Source organism: Arthrobacter sp. PvP103 (genome assembly GCF_017833075.1).
Classification (GTDB): Bacteria; Actinomycetota; Actinomycetes; order Actinomycetales; family Micrococcaceae; genus Arthrobacter.
Window position 1 is genome coordinate 1,856,904 of sequence record NZ_JAFIBQ010000001.1, and the last position, 15,348, is coordinate 1,872,251.

Genomic DNA, 15,348 nt, shown 5'->3' on the forward strand with positions numbered 1-15,348 from the left:
CAGGGGGCAACCCCGGGGCCGGAGCCTGACCGCTTCGGCCCCCGGGGACCCTGGCCCTCAAGTCCCTTCCATTTCCAGAGGTCAACATGGCGATACAACAGTTGGAAAAACCTGAGCATGCCGGCCGGCGGACCGCCCCGGAGATCACCGTCTCCGGAATCGGCAAACGGTACGGTGCAACCCCGGTGCTGATGGACGTCACCCTGTCGGTAACCCCCGGAGAAATCCACGGCATCATGGGGGAAAACGGCGCCGGAAAGAGCACCCTGCTGAAAATCCTGGGCGGTGCCATCATGGCGGACTCCGGAACCATGGAATTGGACGGAAATCCGGTCAGGATCACAACCCCACGGGACGCCATCTCCCAAGGGATTTCCCTCATCTCCCAGGAACTGGCCCTGATCCCCAACCTGTCGGTGCTGGAGAATGTCTTCCTGGGCCGCTGGTCGAACAGGGGAAGCCTCCTCCGCCCAACCAAGGACGGTGACCATTTCGCCCGGCTGTTGGAAGAGACCGGTTTTGACCTGGACCCCCGGGCAACCGTGGGGAACCTGCCTATCGGCCAACAGCAGCAGGTAGAAATCCTGAAAGCCCTCGCCCGCGGGGCGAAGGTGCTGTGTATGGACGAACCCACAGCGGTCCTTAACGAGGCGGAGAAGGAAAAACTCCTGCAGGTCATCAAAAGGCTGGCCCAGACCGGGACCACAATCCTCATCGTCTCTCATTACCTGGAGGAAGTCCTGGAGTTGGTGGACCGGGTGACCATACTCCGCGACGGACAGCACATCGTCACCGAAGACGCCGCCGGCCATACGCCGGAGTCGCTCGTGCGGCTGATGGTCGGCAGGGACGTCGATTTCCTCCTCCCCGAGATTCGGCAGGTTCAGTCCCAAGCTGACACGGTTCTCCGGGTTGTTGGGTTGACCAGCGCCAAGGTCAAGGAGATCTCTTTTCAAGTTCGCCGGGGGGAGATCCTGGGCATCGCCGGGCTGGTGGGCAGCGGCCGCAGCGAAACCCTGCTCGCCGTTTTCGGTGCAGACCGGACGACCGGCGGCCACGTGGAAGTCAACGGACGCCGCATCCGCGCCAGCTCCATCAGGGACGCCATCAAAGCCGGTATAGCGCTCATTCCGGAGTCGCGGAAAGAACAGGGCCTGGTCATGTCCCGGCCGGCCTCAGAGAACATTGCCCTCTCAACCCTGTCCGGCCGGTCATGGGCCGGCTTCGTCAGTGCACGGCGGGAAAAGGCGGCCGTCAAGGACGTCAGCAGGTCAGTTGACCTGCGCGGCGCCCGCCCGGGACAGCCTATTGCCAACCTTTCCGGCGGGAACCAGCAGAAGGCTCTTTTCGCCAAATGGCTGTTGGATCCTCCGGCAGTGCTGTTGGTGGATGAACCCACCCGGGGAGTGGATATCGCAGCCAAGGCCCGGATCCACACCATCATCGCCGAATTGGCTGCCAAAGGTACAGCAGTCATCGTCGTCAGTTCCGAGCTCGAGGAAGTACTCGGCCTGTCCCACCGTATCCATGTCATGAGGCACGGGCGCATTGTTGCCGAGTTCGACCGAAACGCCTCCCGCGATGAAGTCATGACTTCCGCTTTCCTGAAATAGGTGAATCCAAAATGAGCACAACAACAGTTGCCGTGCCTTCGACGGCAGAGAAAAAGTTCAATCTGAACCTCAAAGATTTCGGGATCGTTTTTGGCCTGGCCGCCATCATGCTGTTCCTGGCCTTGAACACCGGAACATTCCTCTCGGGCCGCAATTTCATCAATCTGTTCGACCAGGCCGCCGTGGTGGGGCTGCTCGCGGCGGCAGCCACGCTGTGCATCATCAGCGGGGTCTTTGACCTTTCGTCAACAGCGACCCTCGCTGTCTCCGCCATTTCAGGGGTAATGCTCACCCAGCATTTCGGCGTTGCGGCTGGATTCTTCGGAGCTTTGCTGGTGGGCGCCCTGCTGGGGACCGTTACAGGGCTGATCGTGGTCAGCACCAAGGTCAACTCGTTCATCGGAACGTTGGCGGTGAGCATCATCTACCGGGGCCTGGCTATTGTGATCACCGGCGGCGCAATTGTGGCACCGCTGCCTGACCAGCTTGCATCGTTCCAGACCTGGACCTGGCCCAGCCTCTTCGGCCTGACTGCCGGCTCGGTATTAATGCTGGTGATGACCATGGTGCTGGGAATTGTTCTCTGGCGCACCACCTTCGGCCGCAGGATCTACGCAGTAGGCGGCAACCAGGAAGCCGCCCGTCTTAGCGGCATCCGTACGGGTTCAATCCACGTTGCGGTCTTTGCTATCAGCGGCCTCTGCTCTGCAATGGCCGGGATGATCCTGGCCTCGCGTGCCGGCTCGGCTCAGCCGGCCATGGCCATCGGCATCGAACTCACGGCCATCGCCGCCGTGGTGATCGGCGGGACCAGCATCCTGGGCGGCCAGGGCGCCATGTGGAGGGCCTTCGTGGGAGTCATGATCCTCACCGTCATCAGCAACGGTTTCAACCTGCTGCATTGGGATACCACTTACCAGCAGGTGGTGACAGGCGTCCTCATCCTGGTGGCCGTTGCAGCGGACGGATTGTTCTTCCGCAAAGCGACCAGATGACTGTCCAGGGTGGACCCTAGTTATATGACATGGATGCAGCGCGGGGCAGCGGCCCGGCAGGAAGTTGAACAGGAGGCCCGGCGATGCGGATAGGACTGATGCTTCAGGGCAGCAGCTGCCGGGCGCTTGTTCTGGAGGGACGCTCCGTCATTTCCGCGGCCGAGCAGACGCAGGCCAGCAGCCTGGCTGAAGCGCTGGACCGGGTGCTGTCCGAGTTACGCCTGCAGTTCGGGAGCCGGATCACGGACGTAACGGCCGACGTCGGACGCGTACTCGGCGCGGGGCAGCCAGGGGACGTCGTCGCTATCCGCATCTCTCCCCGCCCTCCGGCTGATCGGTTCCACAACACCAGCCTGCCGGCGCTCATTGAGCCGGCCGTGATCAGGACCATGCATGTCCGCGGCGGCCACGACCTGCGGGGACGGCCCCTTGCGCCGCTGGACCTGAAAGCATTCCTGGTGGAATTACCCTCCATCCTGTCTGGGGGGTTGCGGAACGTAGCCATTACCGCCGTCGGCTCCACCGCCTCCCCGGAGCACGAAACGCGTATCGCGGATGCCATCCTGTCGAACAACAGCGACATGCGGATCAGCATCTCCAGTGATTTCTACTCAAGCGTGTTCCGCGACCGCGACTACACAGCCGTCCTTAATAGTGCCTTGATGGAATCGGGTGAAGGGCTGGCGGCAATGCTGGAAGAAGCGGGGCAGCGCCACTTCCCCTCCGCCACACTGTCCTATGCCAGGAACGACGGAGGCCGGGCACCCCTTGCGCGGCTGGCGGTGGCCCCCGTGCACGCGCTTCGTCCGGAACCTGCAATGGCGATCCTCGGCGCAGCAACGCTGGGCGGGCTGCCTGACGGCGAAGTAGTTGTCTGCACCGATGAGGATGTCAGCGTGGGCAACATGCGCCGTGGTCTCCCTGTTGCCCACAGCCTCATCCGACAGGGGTATGAAGCGGGCCTCGCCACCAACGCCGCCATCGTCGAACCGTACACCGCCAACCATTTAGTCCGGCACGACATCCCGTCAGTGGTCGCCGACGCCCGCACCAGCCAGGACATCCCGCCCGACTACGGCCTGGTTCCCACACTTCCAGACGCCCGGGACCTGACCCTCATAGGCTGTGCCGCGACACCCCTTACAGCGTGGATCGACAGGCTCGAAAGCGTCAGCGGACAGGCGGACCTGCAGCGGGTGCAGAACCGCGCCGAGGAGGAAGCCCGGTCTGCGGCGGTCCAGCTGGGAGCAAGCCCCACGGACACCCGCATCATCGAATCGAACGTGTTCGCCATGCCCTACGGGAATCCCGGAATCGTCCGGATCCGGGTCCAGGCCGCAGGTGGGACCTCCAGCCATGAAGAACATGGCTTGGCCACACACTCTTTGGGGGCCACCGCATGAGTACCATCCTCACAGCCGAAGACGTTCGGCACCTCCGAACCGGTGCCCATTTCCTGGCCTGCGCCATCGATCCCACCGCCATTCATATCTACGCCGGCATGATCCAGGAGGCCATGAAGAACCGGTCCGTGGAGCTCGTCACCGTGGATGAACTCGCTCCAGAGGATCTGGTCGTGGCTGTCGGCATGGTGACCCAAGGCCTGTTCATCGCTGACATGCCCCCGGTGGGTGACGAGTTCACGGGCTGTATCGACGCGATCGAAACCAGGCTCGGCCGCAAGGTGCGGGCCATCTATTCGCTCGCCGCCGCCAACATCAACGGAATAATTCCACTCATGGTAGGGCTCCAGTCCTCGCTTCCCGTTATCGACTCCGACCCCATGGGGCGCGTGTTCCCCCTCATCAGCCAGACCACCTTGAACATTGGCGGGGTCAGCATCGGCCCCATAGCGCTCATGGGAGTAACCGGCGAGCGCGCCCTGGTGGAGGCCAGTGATCCGCAACGCGCCGAGACGCTGGTGCGTGCACTCGTCACCGAGCTCGGCGGCTGGGCCGCCACCGTCATGTATCCATGCTCCGCACGTGAGCTGAAGGAGCACGGAGTCCACGGCTCCATCAGCCGGATGATCCGAATAGGACAGATCCTCGACGCCGAAACCTCAGCGGAGAGCAAATTCCTGTCACTTGCCGACTTCCTGGGCGTGACCCGGATTGCACGGGCGCGGGTGAGCCACATCGAAGGCCTCTCCCGCCCTACCGACCTGGGACTGCCGGCCCAGCCATCAAGTGTGACCCTGGAGGATGAAACCACCGGCCAAATCATCCGGCTGGAGGTCCAGAATGAGATTTTGCTGGTGCTCGTGGACGGTGCCGTAGCGGCAGCCGTCCCCGACATGGTGACGCTGCTCAACCCCGAACACGGATCTGTGGCCAACCTGGACGACGTCCGGGTAGGCAACGTTGTGGACGTGCTTAGACTCAATGCCGCCCCGCAGTGGTACTCCGAGGCCGGACTGGACCTGGCCGAACCGGCTGCGTTCGGCATTCCACTCAAGCATCCAAGGCGGCGCCATGGGTAGGTCGATGAAGGACACGCGGCTCGATGTTGCGGGACTGCTGGCGCACGGGTCCCTGCGCGGCACGACTCCGCTGTACCTTACCCCCACCAGCGCACTTGTCGAAAGCGTCGTCCTTGTCTCCCAACTGGAGGCGATCCAGCGGGTGCGCCCGAACACAGTTGTGGTCCTCGCGGCAGAAATGGGCTCGGGTGGATGGCTTGTGTCCGCGGCACTGCGGCATGCCTGGGAGCGGCGGGCCAGTGCCGTCGTCGTCGCCGGGAGCACCTATTCCAACGCTGTAATCGGCCTGGCAGAACGACTGGGCATCACGCTGTTGGCCGCTGAAGGTAACCCGGCCGAAGTCGCGTTGTCTTTGGCAGCTGAGATCGGTGCTGCCCTGTCCGTGGTGGATGCCGAACTCGCCCGGTTCGCCCGTGCCGTGGCCAAGGACAGCACACTCGCTGACGTCCTCAAGACCATATCCGGTGAACTGGATGGCGTGGGCGTCTCGCTCGAATACGACGGCGTCCTCCTCGCCTCAGCCGGTGTTGCCCCGCGGGATTCGGCCGAGGTCATTAGGGTTGACATTGGCGCTGCCAACGCCGCCGTCCCTTCAGCCCTCACCGCCCGTGTACCCGCCTCCGGTGTACACAACCTGCGGCTGGTTCGTTCGATCCTCGAAGTAGCGGCTCCTTCCGTAAAGGCCGCATGGTTGTTGGGCAACTCCCGGGACGCGGCCCGCGCTGTTCCCACTGCGGCGCTCGCCGGGCTAATCCAGGACCCAGGTTCTTCGGGCGCCGCCTTCGAGGAAGATCACCGGCACCTCCTGTCGCAGCTTGGTTGGCGCCGCAACGAACGCTACGTGGCCGCGTGGATCTGCCCCAGCGACGTGCACGCATCTGGTCCCGACCTGACGGCTGTGCTGAGGCTGCTCTGGCGTAAGGTCGCTGCACGCAGTCCGCTGGCGGAGGTCGACGGCGGCTGGCTGGCACTTGTCCCGTCAGCGCATCAGGCTGCGGTGGCACAGCTCGAGCTCCGCCTCAAGGCCAGGCTGCGGCCCGCCCTGGCCGAACTGCGTCTGGTCGCCGGCCTGTCCCGCTGGACGGAAGAGGCACCGCCGCTTCCGTCCATCATTCAGGAGGCCCGGCTGGCTGCAGTGTCAGCGCGGCCGGCGGGCCCGGGCACAATACTTGGCTTTGCCGGCCTGGGCGTAGCGGCGGCATCTACATTCGTCGACAAGGACGCCGTGGCACTGGTGGCTGCGCTGACCCTGCCGCGGCTTATGGATTCTCCTGATCGGGAGGCGATAGTGGCAGCTGTAGCAGCGTTCCTTGATCACGGCGGATCGGTTACCCTCGCAGCGGCGGCGCTCGATGTGCACCGCAACACCCTTCAGGCCCGGCTGAGCCGTGCACGGGAACTCGGCGTCCCGTTGGACCATCCAGCCGAGTTGCTGTCCGTCCATCTGATCCTCGCCGTGCTGGCGGCAGCACATGAGAAACCAACTTCCCCAAATCCATACGAAACCAGAAAGGACTCCCATGAGTTCCCAGTTTGAATCCTTCGACGACGTCTGCGCCTCCGCCCGGGAAACAGTGGGCGTGCGTCTCTTCACCGCCTCCGTGATCGCCGACGAAGGCAGCAGCATGGCGCGCATTTACACCACCCACCCCGAGGTCTACCCGATAGGCGGGAAGAAGACCCTCTCGGGGGACACTAATCCGGTTTGGCTGGAGCAGGTCCTCATCGGCCAGCAGCCATTCCTGGGCGCTGACATAGAAGCGGTCAGGGCATTCTTCTTCGACTCCGGAACCATTGAATCGCTGGGGTGCGGCGCGATCGTGAATGTTCCGGTGGTGAGCGGTGGGCGCACTATCGGCTCCATGAACTTCCTGGCGCCCGAAGGCAGCTATGACCAGTCTTCCGTGGATGCCGCCGTGGTAGTTGCGGGGCGCTCCGTCCACCTCCTCGAAGCCGCTTTGGCAGCCACCAGCTAGCCCGCCGACGTCGACAGGAAGGAAACACTTCACGTGGTCCCCAATCTCCCGGGAAACCTGACCATCCGGAACGCCAGGATCTTCGACGGCGAATCCCCGGCTCTCGTTGAGGGCTCCATCACTGTCCGCGACGGCCGGATCACAGCCGTGCGCGGCAGCGCAGAAGACAGTGGCGCCTCGCCCCTCTCCGAGACAGTACTCGACGCGGGCGGCCGGGTGGTGATTCCCGGCCTCATCGACGCCCACTTCCACGCCTACGCGCTTAGCCTGACCTCGGCGCTGAACGAAACAGGGCCTTTGAGCTACTCCGCGCTGGCCGGTGCCCGCAGACTTGAGGCCGCACTCCGCCGGGGCTTCACCTCGGTGAGGGACGTGGCTGGGGGCGATGTGGGCCTTTCGGCTGCAATCGAGGAAGGACTGTGCCCCGGACCCCGCTACTTCTATACCGGTCCCGCGCTGAGCCAAACCGGCGGCCACGGTGATATTCGCGCCGCGAACGATGGAAGCTGCTTTCATGGCGGTCATATGTGCGAGGTGGTGGATGGCGTTGAGGACTTGCTGCGGGCGGTGCGCCACAGGTTCCGGACCGGTGCCACCGCCATCAAGCTCATGACCTCCGGGGGAGTGATCTCCCCCGTCGATCCGATTCGTGTCCCCCAGTACAGCGCCGCGGAGATCCGGGCGGTCACTGAGGAGGCATCCCGGCGGGGCAGTTACGCCACCGCGCACGCTTACTCACCAGAAGCCATTAGCCATTCGGTGCTCAACGGGGTGCGCTGCATCGAACATGGCAACCTCCTGGATGCTGAAACCGCCCGGCTGATGGCGGAGTACGACGTCTATCTCGTGCCCACGTTGGTGACGTACGATGCGATGGGCCGCCGCGGAGCGGAAATCGGGCTTACCGAAATGGGCGCCGCCAAGAATCACGAAGTATTGGCCGCGGGCAAGAACGCCGTCACACTGGCACGGGAGGCCGGGGTCCGGATTGGCTTCGGCACCGACCTTATGGGTGAACTTGAGGATGAACAGCTGGCCGGGCTGCGCCTTCAGGTCGAAGTGCTGGGCGTCTACGACGCACTCCGCTCGGCGACATCGACGAACGCCGCACTCCTCGGGCGGGAAGACCTAGGACACATCGCGGAGGGGGCCTGCGCGGACTTAGTGATACTGGACGGCGATCCCTTCGAGGAGCCCTCGGTGCTTTGGGACGGGAGCCGGAAACGCATCGTCATCAAGGCCGGCCACATTGTCTCCTCAGACGGCCTTCGGGCCGGTAAAGCCGCGATGGACGAGGCGATCAGTGGCGCTCACGGCTGACCTTTTTTTGCTGAGACAGGACCAGCGAGACTCCCTTACGAGCACGTCGTCGCAGCATCTCCGCCGCCAGCCCTGGATGGTGCGGAAGTAGCGCAGTACCGGGTAGCTCACTGAATGCTGCAGCCCGATGGCCGCCCGTGTGACAAGACGCCTAGTCGGCCGGTGGCTAGGCTGGGACATTCGGCGCGCTCGAGGGCGCGGAATTCATGGTGAAGATGGGGGACCCTTGGGGGAACAGCGTGTGATTTTTGGCGGACCGGCCACGGTACCGCCGGTGGTGCGGGCGTCGACGGCGCTCTGGCTGGCCAGTGCACTGGTGGCCGGCGTGCTGCCCGTCGTCTTGGAGTTCGCTGGAGCCGGCACCGGTCCGTCCACGCCCATCTGGGCCGTGATTGCCCTGGCAGTTCCCCTGGTGGCCCTGCAGGTATGGGGGGCCTTCCAGCTCTTGGCAGGTGTGAGGTGGGTCCGCACCGTGCTCACGGTCATCGCCGTGCTTTCCGCCGCAGGAGCGCCGTTCGATCTGTCACCTGTTGTGGTGACCGGGCTGGCCCTCACATTGGCCGGCGCCGTATTGATGTGGCTGCCGCCGGCGAACGCGTTCTTCCGGGGAGACCATCAGCCTGCCGGGGCGCCCCGCTAGGCGCCGGTCAGCCCCGGTACCCGGTTCAGCCGGCTTAGCCGGGCAGCCGGCCTACCGGCGGGCTGCCGAGCTGAGTTGCGGCTGCCCGTGCTCCGGGTGCGGGTTGTTGTGGGCGGCGCGCATGCGGAGCAACGCGGCGCCGCTGTGGACCGGCGCCGGCTGCGAGGGCCGGATCCGGTGGGACGGTTCGATCCGGCGGCTGCTGCTCATATCGCGGATCAGGCCGGTTCCGGCGATCTCACGAACCAGCGCGATCCCCTGCGCGGCAGCCCGCTTTGTAGGGTACTTCAATGAAATCGCCACGAGTTCCCCGGCCTTGCCGATAAGCCTGAACCTGTACCCGCCGTCGGGCGCGCTAATTAGTTCGAAGTGTCCGGACATCGTTGTCACTCTCCACTCTCAAGGTCGTTTTATTCACCTTTTCCAGCCTAGCCTCACTCCGGGCGCGCAGATCAGGGCCAAAGGCCCCCTCCGCCCCTGCGCCCGGTCTGCTAGTTGAGTAGAGCTAGCCGTCCTCGGAAGGGTCGGTAAACTCGTCAGGTCCGGACCGGCCGTGGCCGTCGTGACCACCGGCGGACTCGGACTCCTGGCCGGGTTCGCAGGACTCGCCTGATGCGCGTGCTGGATCGACGGATTCGACGGATTCGGGGGCTGAATCCGAGAGTCGCAGGTCGTTGGAATAGGGTGCGTACAGCCGCGGAACGGCCTCGATGAGTTCGTTGGCGGCCATGGCGAGAAGGTCCCGCTGCACTGGCGGCAGGGAGAGCAATCCCTGCAGGTACGCTTCGACTTCGTATTCACCCACGCTGCCGCCGATGCTGAAGTAGTTCAGCCAGAGTTCTCCGGGCGTGATGCCCACGGCCTTCAGCGCCGCCCGGAGCTGCATGCGTTGATCGGGTTCGTGGTGGTCGAAGCCCATGGCGGCGCTCCCCTAGTTCCGGCCGGCCGGCATCGCGGCAATAAGTTGGGAAGCAGCCTGTGCAAGTGTCAGGCTGTGTTGCCTGGACCGGCGAATCAATTCCTCCAGGGCACGCTCGTGGCCGAACCCGTGCCGCTGCATCAGGATCCCGCAGGCCCGGTTCACCGTGTCCCTGCTTTCGAGTGCGACATGCAGGTCCTCGCTGATGTGCTGGGGCATCTCGCTGGCCTGGATGTGGGACAGCAACGTTGCGGCCGGGACGGCGTACAGCTCCAGCAGACTCGCTGTGGCGGGTGTGTAGGCGGCGGGAAGCGCCGCGTACACCTTCATGGCGCCGATACTTTGCTTGTCCGCGATCAGCGCTGTGCTCACCACCGATCGGATGGGGAGTCCTTTGACAGCCGCCCTCCACCGCGGCCAGCGGTCATCCGCGCGAACGTCTTCCACAAGAATGGTTTCCTCGGCGCCCCACGCCGTCAGACACGGCCCTTCACCAAGTTCGTACTGCAGCGCATCAGCCTGTTCCACCACCCTGTCGGTGGCACCGTGGCTGGTCCTGCGTCCCTGTGAGTCGAGGACAGAGACGCCGGCACCGATGGTGCCGGGCACAGAATCCTTGATGGCCCTCGCAAGGAGCCCGACGGCGGCGCCGACCTCCTCCTCGGTCAGGAGCAAACCGCGGATCCTGCCGATCGCGCCGGAGAGATCATCCAACGGAAGCTTTTTTGCCATGGACGGACCTCCGGCCGGTAGCCGGACCATCCGAGTCGGCGGACCGTCCGGAGAATCATGTGCGGGAACGAGTTTCGAACCCGCAGTCACAGCTTAACCCCGGCGGCATGCGGTACGCATAAGGTTCGCGACAAGGCCACTTTCGGGAAATGGCTATGGTTCCCGGCCGGACCGCCGCCTAGCTTGGTGGGGAACACTCCCCGGAGCTCCCCGCCATCCAGAGAAAGACCACCATGCCCACCGATGTGAACGAATATCCCTTCTCCCAGGTAGACGTCTTTGCTCCCGGCCCCAAAGCCGGGAACCCCGTCGCCGTCGTTCATGACGCGGACGGACTGAGCACGGAACAGATGCAGAGCTTCGCGAACTGGACCAACCTGTCGGAGACCACGTTCCTGCTGAAGCCGTCCCACCCGGAAGCGGACTACAGGCTGAGGATTTTTACGCCCGCATCCGAACTGCCCTTTGCCGGGCATCCCACGCTGGGCTCGGCCCACGCCTGGCTAGCAGAGGGCGGACAGCCGCTCCGTGAAGGTGAGCTGCTACAGGAATGCGAGGCCGGCCTGGTGAAGATCCGCCGCGCCGGCACCGACCTGGCATTTGCGGCACCGCCGCTGGTCCGCTCGGGCGCGGTTGACCCGGCAGCCCTGGAACAGGCCGTCGCCAGCCTGGGCGTCGACGCCGGGCAGGTCCTCGGCAGCAACTGGGTGGACAACGGTCCCGGCTGGCTGGGTATCCGGCTGGAATCAGCGGAACAGGTGCTGGGACTCCAGCCGGATTTTGCCCTCATGGACCAGCTCCGTGTGGGCGTCATCGGCAGGTACGCGGAGGGAGGACCGGCGGACTTCGAGGTCCGGGCCTTCGTTCCCGGGTTCGGCGTTCCCGAAGACCCTGTAACCGGCAGCCTCAACGCCGGCCTGGCGCAATGGCTCCTCAGCGAAGGAACTGTGGATGGGAACTACACCGTCCAGCAAGGCACCGCCCTGGGACGCGGCGGCCTGGTGACAGTCAGCGTCGAGGAGGAGGACATCTGGATCGGCGGAACCAGCCGCGCCGTGGTGAGCGGCCGCGTGTCGATCTAGCGGACTGCGTGGGGTGTTACTGCATGGTCAGCCGGTAGCCTACTCCCCTGACCGTCTGCACCCACCGCGGGGAACGGGAACTGTCACCCAGGCGCTTTCGCAGGTTCCCCATATGCACCTCCAGAACCCGTTCGTCCCGGGCCGCCACGGCGGAACCCGGGACAGCAGGCTCGTTCCGCAGATAGCGGGCAAGGTCCGCCCTGGTCAGCACCGCACCCCTGTTTTGGAGCAGTGCACGGAGCAGATCGAACTGGGTCCGGGTGAGGTCAACGGCTCTTCCGTCCACTGATACCGTGCGGGTGCCGTCCATCAGGGCAAGGCCCCGATGTTCAAAGTCCCATCCGACTCCTGCGGCAGAAGCCGCGGCCGCCGGTTGAGGCGTTGCAGAGGCGGCTGCAGCGGGCGTTTCCGCACTGTAAGGTTTGGCGACGAAGTGTCCGGCGGCGCACTGGGCCGCTTCCACCATCGCGTGACGCCTGGGTCTGCGGAGCAGGGCGGCGATCCTGGCGCGGAGCTCGCGCGGACGGAAGGGCTTGGCCAGGTAGTCGTCAGCACCGGCCTCAAGCCCAAGCAGCGCATCCGCTTCGCTCGCCAGTGCGCTGACCATGACCACGTAGGCGTGGCTGAAGGTACGGATCCTGCGCGAGGCCTCGATGCCGTCAAAGTCGGGGAGCCCTACCTCCACGGTGACCAGGACGGGGTCGTGCTTCCGCACGGCAGCCACACCTTCGGCGCCGGACGCCGCTGCAACAACCTCGAATCCGGATTGGACAAGCAACTCCTCCAGAGCCTCCCTGCTGCGACCGTCGCCGTCAACCACCACAGCCATGCCGCGCGTAACCATCAAAACCCCTCAGAAATTCTCGTACATATTCAGCTTTAGTAAGTACCAGCAATTCCTCAATTACGAATTGCGTAAAAATTGTGCATTTATTGAGGAAGGTCAAAAAGTAAATATCAGCATTCAGCTATTGCCAACCAAACCCCACTGAATGATGATCATCATGTGCTCACTGGGGGCGCGGCGCTGCTGTTATCAGCGCAAAAGTAGGGGGCGTTAAATGGTTTCCTTGAGGTCTCGCGTCGCAAAAGCGGTCTGGCTGAACAGACCGCTTGCAATGCTGGCAGCCGCCAGCCTGGTCATGTTGTCCGCAACAACCCCGGCGCATGCCGCCGACACCACCCCCCTGGACCCGGACCCGGGCCCCGCGGGCAGCTTCGCCTGGAAGGGGTTCAACTGGGAAAAGCGGTTCTGGGGCGGTGCGCCACAGTTCAACAAGACCTTCGACGCGGCCAACGTCAGCAATCCCGACAGCAACGGATACGTCACGCTTTCCCTAACCAACCCGACCGGCAGCGCCCCTGTCGGCGCAGAGTTCCAGTCCACCCGGCAGGGATTCGGCTACGGCACCTACAGCACCACGGTGGAGAAAGATGTGAGCGCCCTCCAGAAGGAAGTGGTGTGGGGTTGCCTGTTCACCTACGATCCCCTCGCCACTCCCGGTTACAACGAGATCGACCTGTGCGAGGCATCCGCCTGGGGCGGCGGCGCAAGCTACGGGGAATCCTGGCCCGTAACCCAGGCGCACGGCTACTGGTTCGATGCCACCAAGCCGCCGGGGCAGGGCAACAACACCATCGTCTTTGATACGACGAATGACGCAATCCTCACCCACAAAATGGTCTGGGAACCGGGAAAGATCACCTTCGAAACCTTCGCCGGCGAGGGCTACGGGGGAACCCTTCTCAAGCGAACAGTCCTCCAGGGAAGCACCGTTCCCGTGCCGGCCAAAGAAGCCATCCACTTCAACCTTTGGGTCACTGGCGGTGGCGGCGGCGATCCCGAACATGTGAAACCCGAATCCGTGGTGATCCGGGACTTCTCGTTCACACCGGCTGCCAGCACCACCCCGGTTGCCGAGTCACCCATCAAGCTGACGGCCGCCAACAGCAAGGTCAAAGGCGTCAATTCCACCACCCTGAAGTGGACCGGGGCCACGGGGTCCAGCGTCACACTGTGGATCAATGGCACCCCGAAGACCGTCCCCAATACCGGCAGCTTCGTGAACAAGTTCAAGGGCGGAGCAACCACAAGCTACAAGGTCTGCGATGCTGCCGCATGCTCCAACGCCGTAAGTGTGGTGACCTGAGCCGAACACGAACCGGTGGCCCGGATTCTTTGCGAATCCGGGCCACCGGCACGATCAGGCTGAGTTACTTTGCCCGGACCGGCACGATCCGCTTGACGGCCATGCCGAGCGCCACGAGGGCGAAGGCTGCCAGCGCGAACCAAAAGAGGTCACCGGCCCCGGTTGCGGCGAGGGTTCCGGCACCGACACCGGCTGCTGCGGGAGCTGCTGGGTTGCTGTACATAAAGTGTTACCAAGCTTTCTTTTTGTTGAGTGCTACATCCACGTAAGCCTTCGCGTGGACTACCTGAAGGAACAGGTCGATCAGAAGTTCGTACATCGTTGCGGCGGCGAGCATGTACTTCCAGCCACGCAGCCGCACAGTCACTACCCGTTCGATCACGAAGACACCGGTCACGGCCATCCAGAAGGGCTGAATGTGCAGCCCTTCTCCCGTGCCCAGTGCAAAAGCCACCGTTCCGAAGTAGGCCAACGACACCACAATGCCTGTCACGGAGAGCGCTTGCCTCCCCCAGTACGGCCGGGTCACCCTGGTCCAGCCGTACTGGACACAGTTCTCCACGGCTCCGCGCTTCCACCTCAGCCGCTGTGCCCAGAGCTCACGCCAGGTCGGCATGATTTCGGTGACGAGCGTGCAGTCGGCCGGCGATTTGATGCGGTAGTTGAGGGTCAGCAGCGCGAAGGACAACTCGTTGTCCTCGGTCAGGACGGAGGTGTCGTAAACGCCTCCCCTGCCGTTACCCGGCGGCAGCGTGCCGTCAAGCCGGGCTTCGATGACATCCTCCAAGGTCCGGACGCGGAAGAGCGCGGCCGTTCCGGTCACCACAAGGCACTTGCCGTGAAGCCGCTTCACGTCCCGGGCGTAGCGTGCGTACTCATTACGCTGAAGGTGACCCACGAATCCGCCGCCGTCGGCGCCGCGGAAGACGCCACCCACGGCGCCAAGCCGCCTGTCGGCACGCAGGTGAGCGGTTGCCCGCTCGATGAAGTCATGGCTCAACTGCGAATCCGCGTCCTGGACGAGGATCATGTCTTCCGGATTCGCGCCCGGCAGTAGTCCCTCCAGTGCAAAATTCAAGGCGCCGGCTTTTTTGTCTGTGTTTCCCACCGTGCGGATGACCTCTGCGCCGAGCTCCAGTGCGATTTCCCCGGTGGCATCGGTGCAGTTGTCGGCAACCACCACCACCCTGTCCGGCGGCTGAGTCTGGGATTTGAGGGATTCGAGCGTGTCAGAAATACCTGCAGCTTCATTATGCGCAGGGATAAGAACTGTAATCACAGGACTTCGGCACCCGCAGTCCCGGGAACAGAATTCACATTGTCACACACAGGCTCCGCAGCTCCCCATCGGAATTAGTCAATTGATTGTTGACTCCGAGTTTTTCAACCGGAACGCAAGCAGGAGGAAAGTATTCGAAAAGGAATCCGCAATCTTCAGT

The 15,348-nt window shown here is 63.9% G+C and carries 16 protein-coding genes; 10 read left to right on the forward strand and 6 right to left on the reverse strand.

The window, feature by feature from the left end; genetic code table 11:
- Positions 1–86 precede the first annotated feature (86 nt).
- The 8 genes from JOE41_RS08570 (at position 87) to JOE41_RS08605 (ending at position 9,026) form a co-directional block, all read left to right on the forward strand.
- Positions 87–1,613: a sugar ABC transporter ATP-binding protein gene (locus JOE41_RS08570; RefSeq protein WP_209752016.1), complete on the forward strand. Its 1,527-nt coding sequence runs from the start codon at positions 87–89 to the stop codon at positions 1,611–1,613.
- Between the two features lie 11 nt (positions 1,614–1,624).
- Complete coding sequence (locus JOE41_RS08575; protein ID WP_011693470.1) at positions 1,625–2,608, forward strand: ABC transporter permease; 984 nt, start codon at positions 1,625–1,627, stop codon at positions 2,606–2,608.
- A gap of 83 nt (positions 2,609–2,691) precedes the next feature.
- Positions 2,692–4,011, forward strand: a complete 1,320-nt coding sequence (locus JOE41_RS08580) for a hydantoinase/oxoprolinase N-terminal domain-containing protein (RefSeq protein WP_209752018.1) — start codon at positions 2,692–2,694, stop codon at positions 4,009–4,011.
- Positions 4,008–5,090 (forward strand): DUF917 domain-containing protein, encoded by a 1,083-nt coding sequence (locus JOE41_RS08585; protein ID WP_011693472.1) that lies wholly within the window; start codon positions 4,008–4,010, stop codon positions 5,088–5,090. The genes JOE41_RS08580 and JOE41_RS08585 overlap by 4 nt, the downstream gene beginning before the upstream one ends.
- The gene (locus tag JOE41_RS08590) at positions 5,083–6,627 is read left to right on the forward strand and encodes a helix-turn-helix domain-containing protein (protein ID WP_245200675.1); all 1,545 of its coding nucleotides are present in this window, start codon (positions 5,083–5,085) and stop codon (positions 6,625–6,627) included. The genes JOE41_RS08585 and JOE41_RS08590 overlap by 8 nt, the downstream gene beginning before the upstream one ends.
- Positions 6,611–7,066 carry a GAF domain-containing protein gene (locus JOE41_RS08595; RefSeq protein WP_209752020.1) on the forward strand — a complete coding sequence of 152 codons (456 nt, stop codon included), beginning with the start codon at positions 6,611–6,613 and terminating at the stop codon, positions 7,064–7,066. Before JOE41_RS08590 ends, JOE41_RS08595 begins: the two co-directional genes overlap by 17 nt.
- A 33-nt stretch (positions 7,067–7,099) precedes the next feature.
- Positions 7,100–8,386, forward strand: coding sequence for an amidohydrolase family protein (locus JOE41_RS08600; protein ID WP_209752022.1), 1,287 nt, complete (start codon positions 7,100–7,102; stop codon positions 8,384–8,386).
- 241 nt (positions 8,387–8,627) lie between these two features.
- The gene (locus tag JOE41_RS08605) at positions 8,628–9,026 is read left to right on the forward strand and encodes a hypothetical protein (RefSeq protein WP_307800685.1); all 399 of its coding nucleotides are present in this window, start codon (positions 8,628–8,630) and stop codon (positions 9,024–9,026) included.
- 51 nt (positions 9,027–9,077) lie between these two features.
- On the opposite strand, the gene JOE41_RS08610 is transcribed toward JOE41_RS08605, so the two are convergent.
- The 3 genes from JOE41_RS08610 to JOE41_RS08620 all read right to left on the reverse strand — a co-directional run bounded on the left by JOE41_RS08610 (position 9,078) and on the right by JOE41_RS08620 (position 10,677).
- On the reverse strand, positions 9,078–9,407 hold the full coding sequence (locus JOE41_RS08610; protein WP_043430078.1) for a YegP family protein: 330 nt from the start codon (positions 9,405–9,407) through the stop codon (positions 9,078–9,080).
- 124 nt (positions 9,408–9,531) lie between these two features.
- Complete coding sequence (locus JOE41_RS21000; RefSeq protein WP_245200677.1) at positions 9,532–9,945, reverse strand: hypothetical protein; 414 nt, start codon at positions 9,943–9,945, stop codon at positions 9,532–9,534.
- Positions 9,946–9,957: 12 nt separating this feature from the next.
- Positions 9,958–10,677, reverse strand: a complete 720-nt coding sequence (locus tag JOE41_RS08620) for a GAF and ANTAR domain-containing protein (RefSeq protein WP_209752024.1) — start codon at positions 10,675–10,677, stop codon at positions 9,958–9,960.
- Between the two features lie 233 nt (positions 10,678–10,910).
- On the opposite strand from JOE41_RS08620, the gene JOE41_RS08625 reads away from it, so the two are divergent.
- A complete protein-coding gene (locus JOE41_RS08625) occupies positions 10,911–11,759 on the forward strand; it encodes a PhzF family phenazine biosynthesis protein (RefSeq protein ID WP_209752026.1) in 849 nt (282 codons plus the stop codon).
- Positions 11,760–11,775: 16 nt separating this feature from the next.
- Here the strand turns inward: JOE41_RS08625 and JOE41_RS08630 are convergent, their stop codons facing one another.
- Complete coding sequence (locus JOE41_RS08630) at positions 11,776–12,603, reverse strand: response regulator transcription factor (RefSeq protein WP_209752028.1); 828 nt, start codon at positions 12,601–12,603, stop codon at positions 11,776–11,778.
- A 274-nt stretch (positions 12,604–12,877) separates the two neighbouring features.
- Here JOE41_RS08630 and JOE41_RS08635 point away from each other — a divergent pair, with 274 nt between their 5' ends.
- On the forward strand, positions 12,878–13,909 hold the full coding sequence (locus tag JOE41_RS08635; protein WP_245200678.1) for a hypothetical protein: 1,032 nt from the start codon (positions 12,878–12,880) through the stop codon (positions 13,907–13,909).
- Positions 13,910–13,973: 64 nt separating this feature from the next.
- Here the strand turns inward: JOE41_RS08635 and JOE41_RS08640 are convergent, their stop codons facing one another.
- Both JOE41_RS08640 and JOE41_RS08645 read right to left on the reverse strand, forming a co-directional pair.
- Positions 13,974–14,132: a hypothetical protein gene (locus tag JOE41_RS08640; RefSeq protein WP_198011523.1), complete on the reverse strand. Its 159-nt coding sequence runs from the start codon at positions 14,130–14,132 to the stop codon at positions 13,974–13,976.
- Positions 14,133–14,138: 6 nt separating this feature from the next.
- Positions 14,139–15,188, reverse strand: coding sequence for a glycosyltransferase family 2 protein (locus tag JOE41_RS08645; RefSeq protein ID WP_209752030.1), 1,050 nt, complete (start codon positions 15,186–15,188; stop codon positions 14,139–14,141).
- Positions 15,189–15,348 lie beyond the last annotated feature (160 nt).

Excerpts from the sequence above, each read along its gene's own strand:
- JOE41_RS08590 (WP_245200675.1), top strand. The coding sequence starts at position 5,083 with ATGGGTAGGTCGATGAAGGACACGCGGCTCGATGTTGCGGGACTGCTG.
- JOE41_RS08575 (WP_011693470.1), top strand. The coding sequence starts at position 1,625 with ATGAGCACAACAACAGTTGCCGTGCCTTCGACGGCAGAGAAAAAGTTC.
- JOE41_RS08580 (WP_209752018.1), top strand. The coding sequence starts at position 2,692 with ATGCGGATAGGACTGATGCTTCAGGGCAGCAGCTGCCGGGCGCTTGTT.
- JOE41_RS08620 (WP_209752024.1), bottom strand. The coding sequence starts at position 10,677 with ATGGCAAAAAAGCTTCCGTTGGATGATCTCTCCGGCGCGATCGGCAGG.
- JOE41_RS08640 (WP_198011523.1), bottom strand. The coding sequence starts at position 14,132 with ATGTACAGCAACCCAGCAGCTCCCGCAGCAGCCGGTGTCGGTGCCGGA.
- JOE41_RS08570 (WP_209752016.1), top strand. The coding sequence starts at position 87 with ATGGCGATACAACAGTTGGAAAAACCTGAGCATGCCGGCCGGCGGACC.
- JOE41_RS08585 (WP_011693472.1), top strand. The coding sequence starts at position 4,008 with ATGAGTACCATCCTCACAGCCGAAGACGTTCGGCACCTCCGAACCGGT.
- JOE41_RS08625 (WP_209752026.1), top strand. The coding sequence starts at position 10,911 with ATGCCCACCGATGTGAACGAATATCCCTTCTCCCAGGTAGACGTCTTT.
- JOE41_RS21000 (WP_245200677.1), bottom strand. The coding sequence starts at position 9,945 with ATGGGCTTCGACCACCACGAACCCGATCAACGCATGCAGCTCCGGGCG.
- JOE41_RS08630 (WP_209752028.1), bottom strand. The coding sequence starts at position 12,603 with ATGGTTACGCGCGGCATGGCTGTGGTGGTTGACGGCGACGGTCGCAGC.
- JOE41_RS08610 (WP_043430078.1), bottom strand. The coding sequence starts at position 9,407 with ATGTCCGGACACTTCGAACTAATTAGCGCGCCCGACGGCGGGTACAGG.
- JOE41_RS08595 (WP_209752020.1), top strand. The coding sequence starts at position 6,611 with ATGAGTTCCCAGTTTGAATCCTTCGACGACGTCTGCGCCTCCGCCCGG.
- JOE41_RS08635 (WP_245200678.1), top strand. The coding sequence starts at position 12,878 with ATGCTGGCAGCCGCCAGCCTGGTCATGTTGTCCGCAACAACCCCGGCG.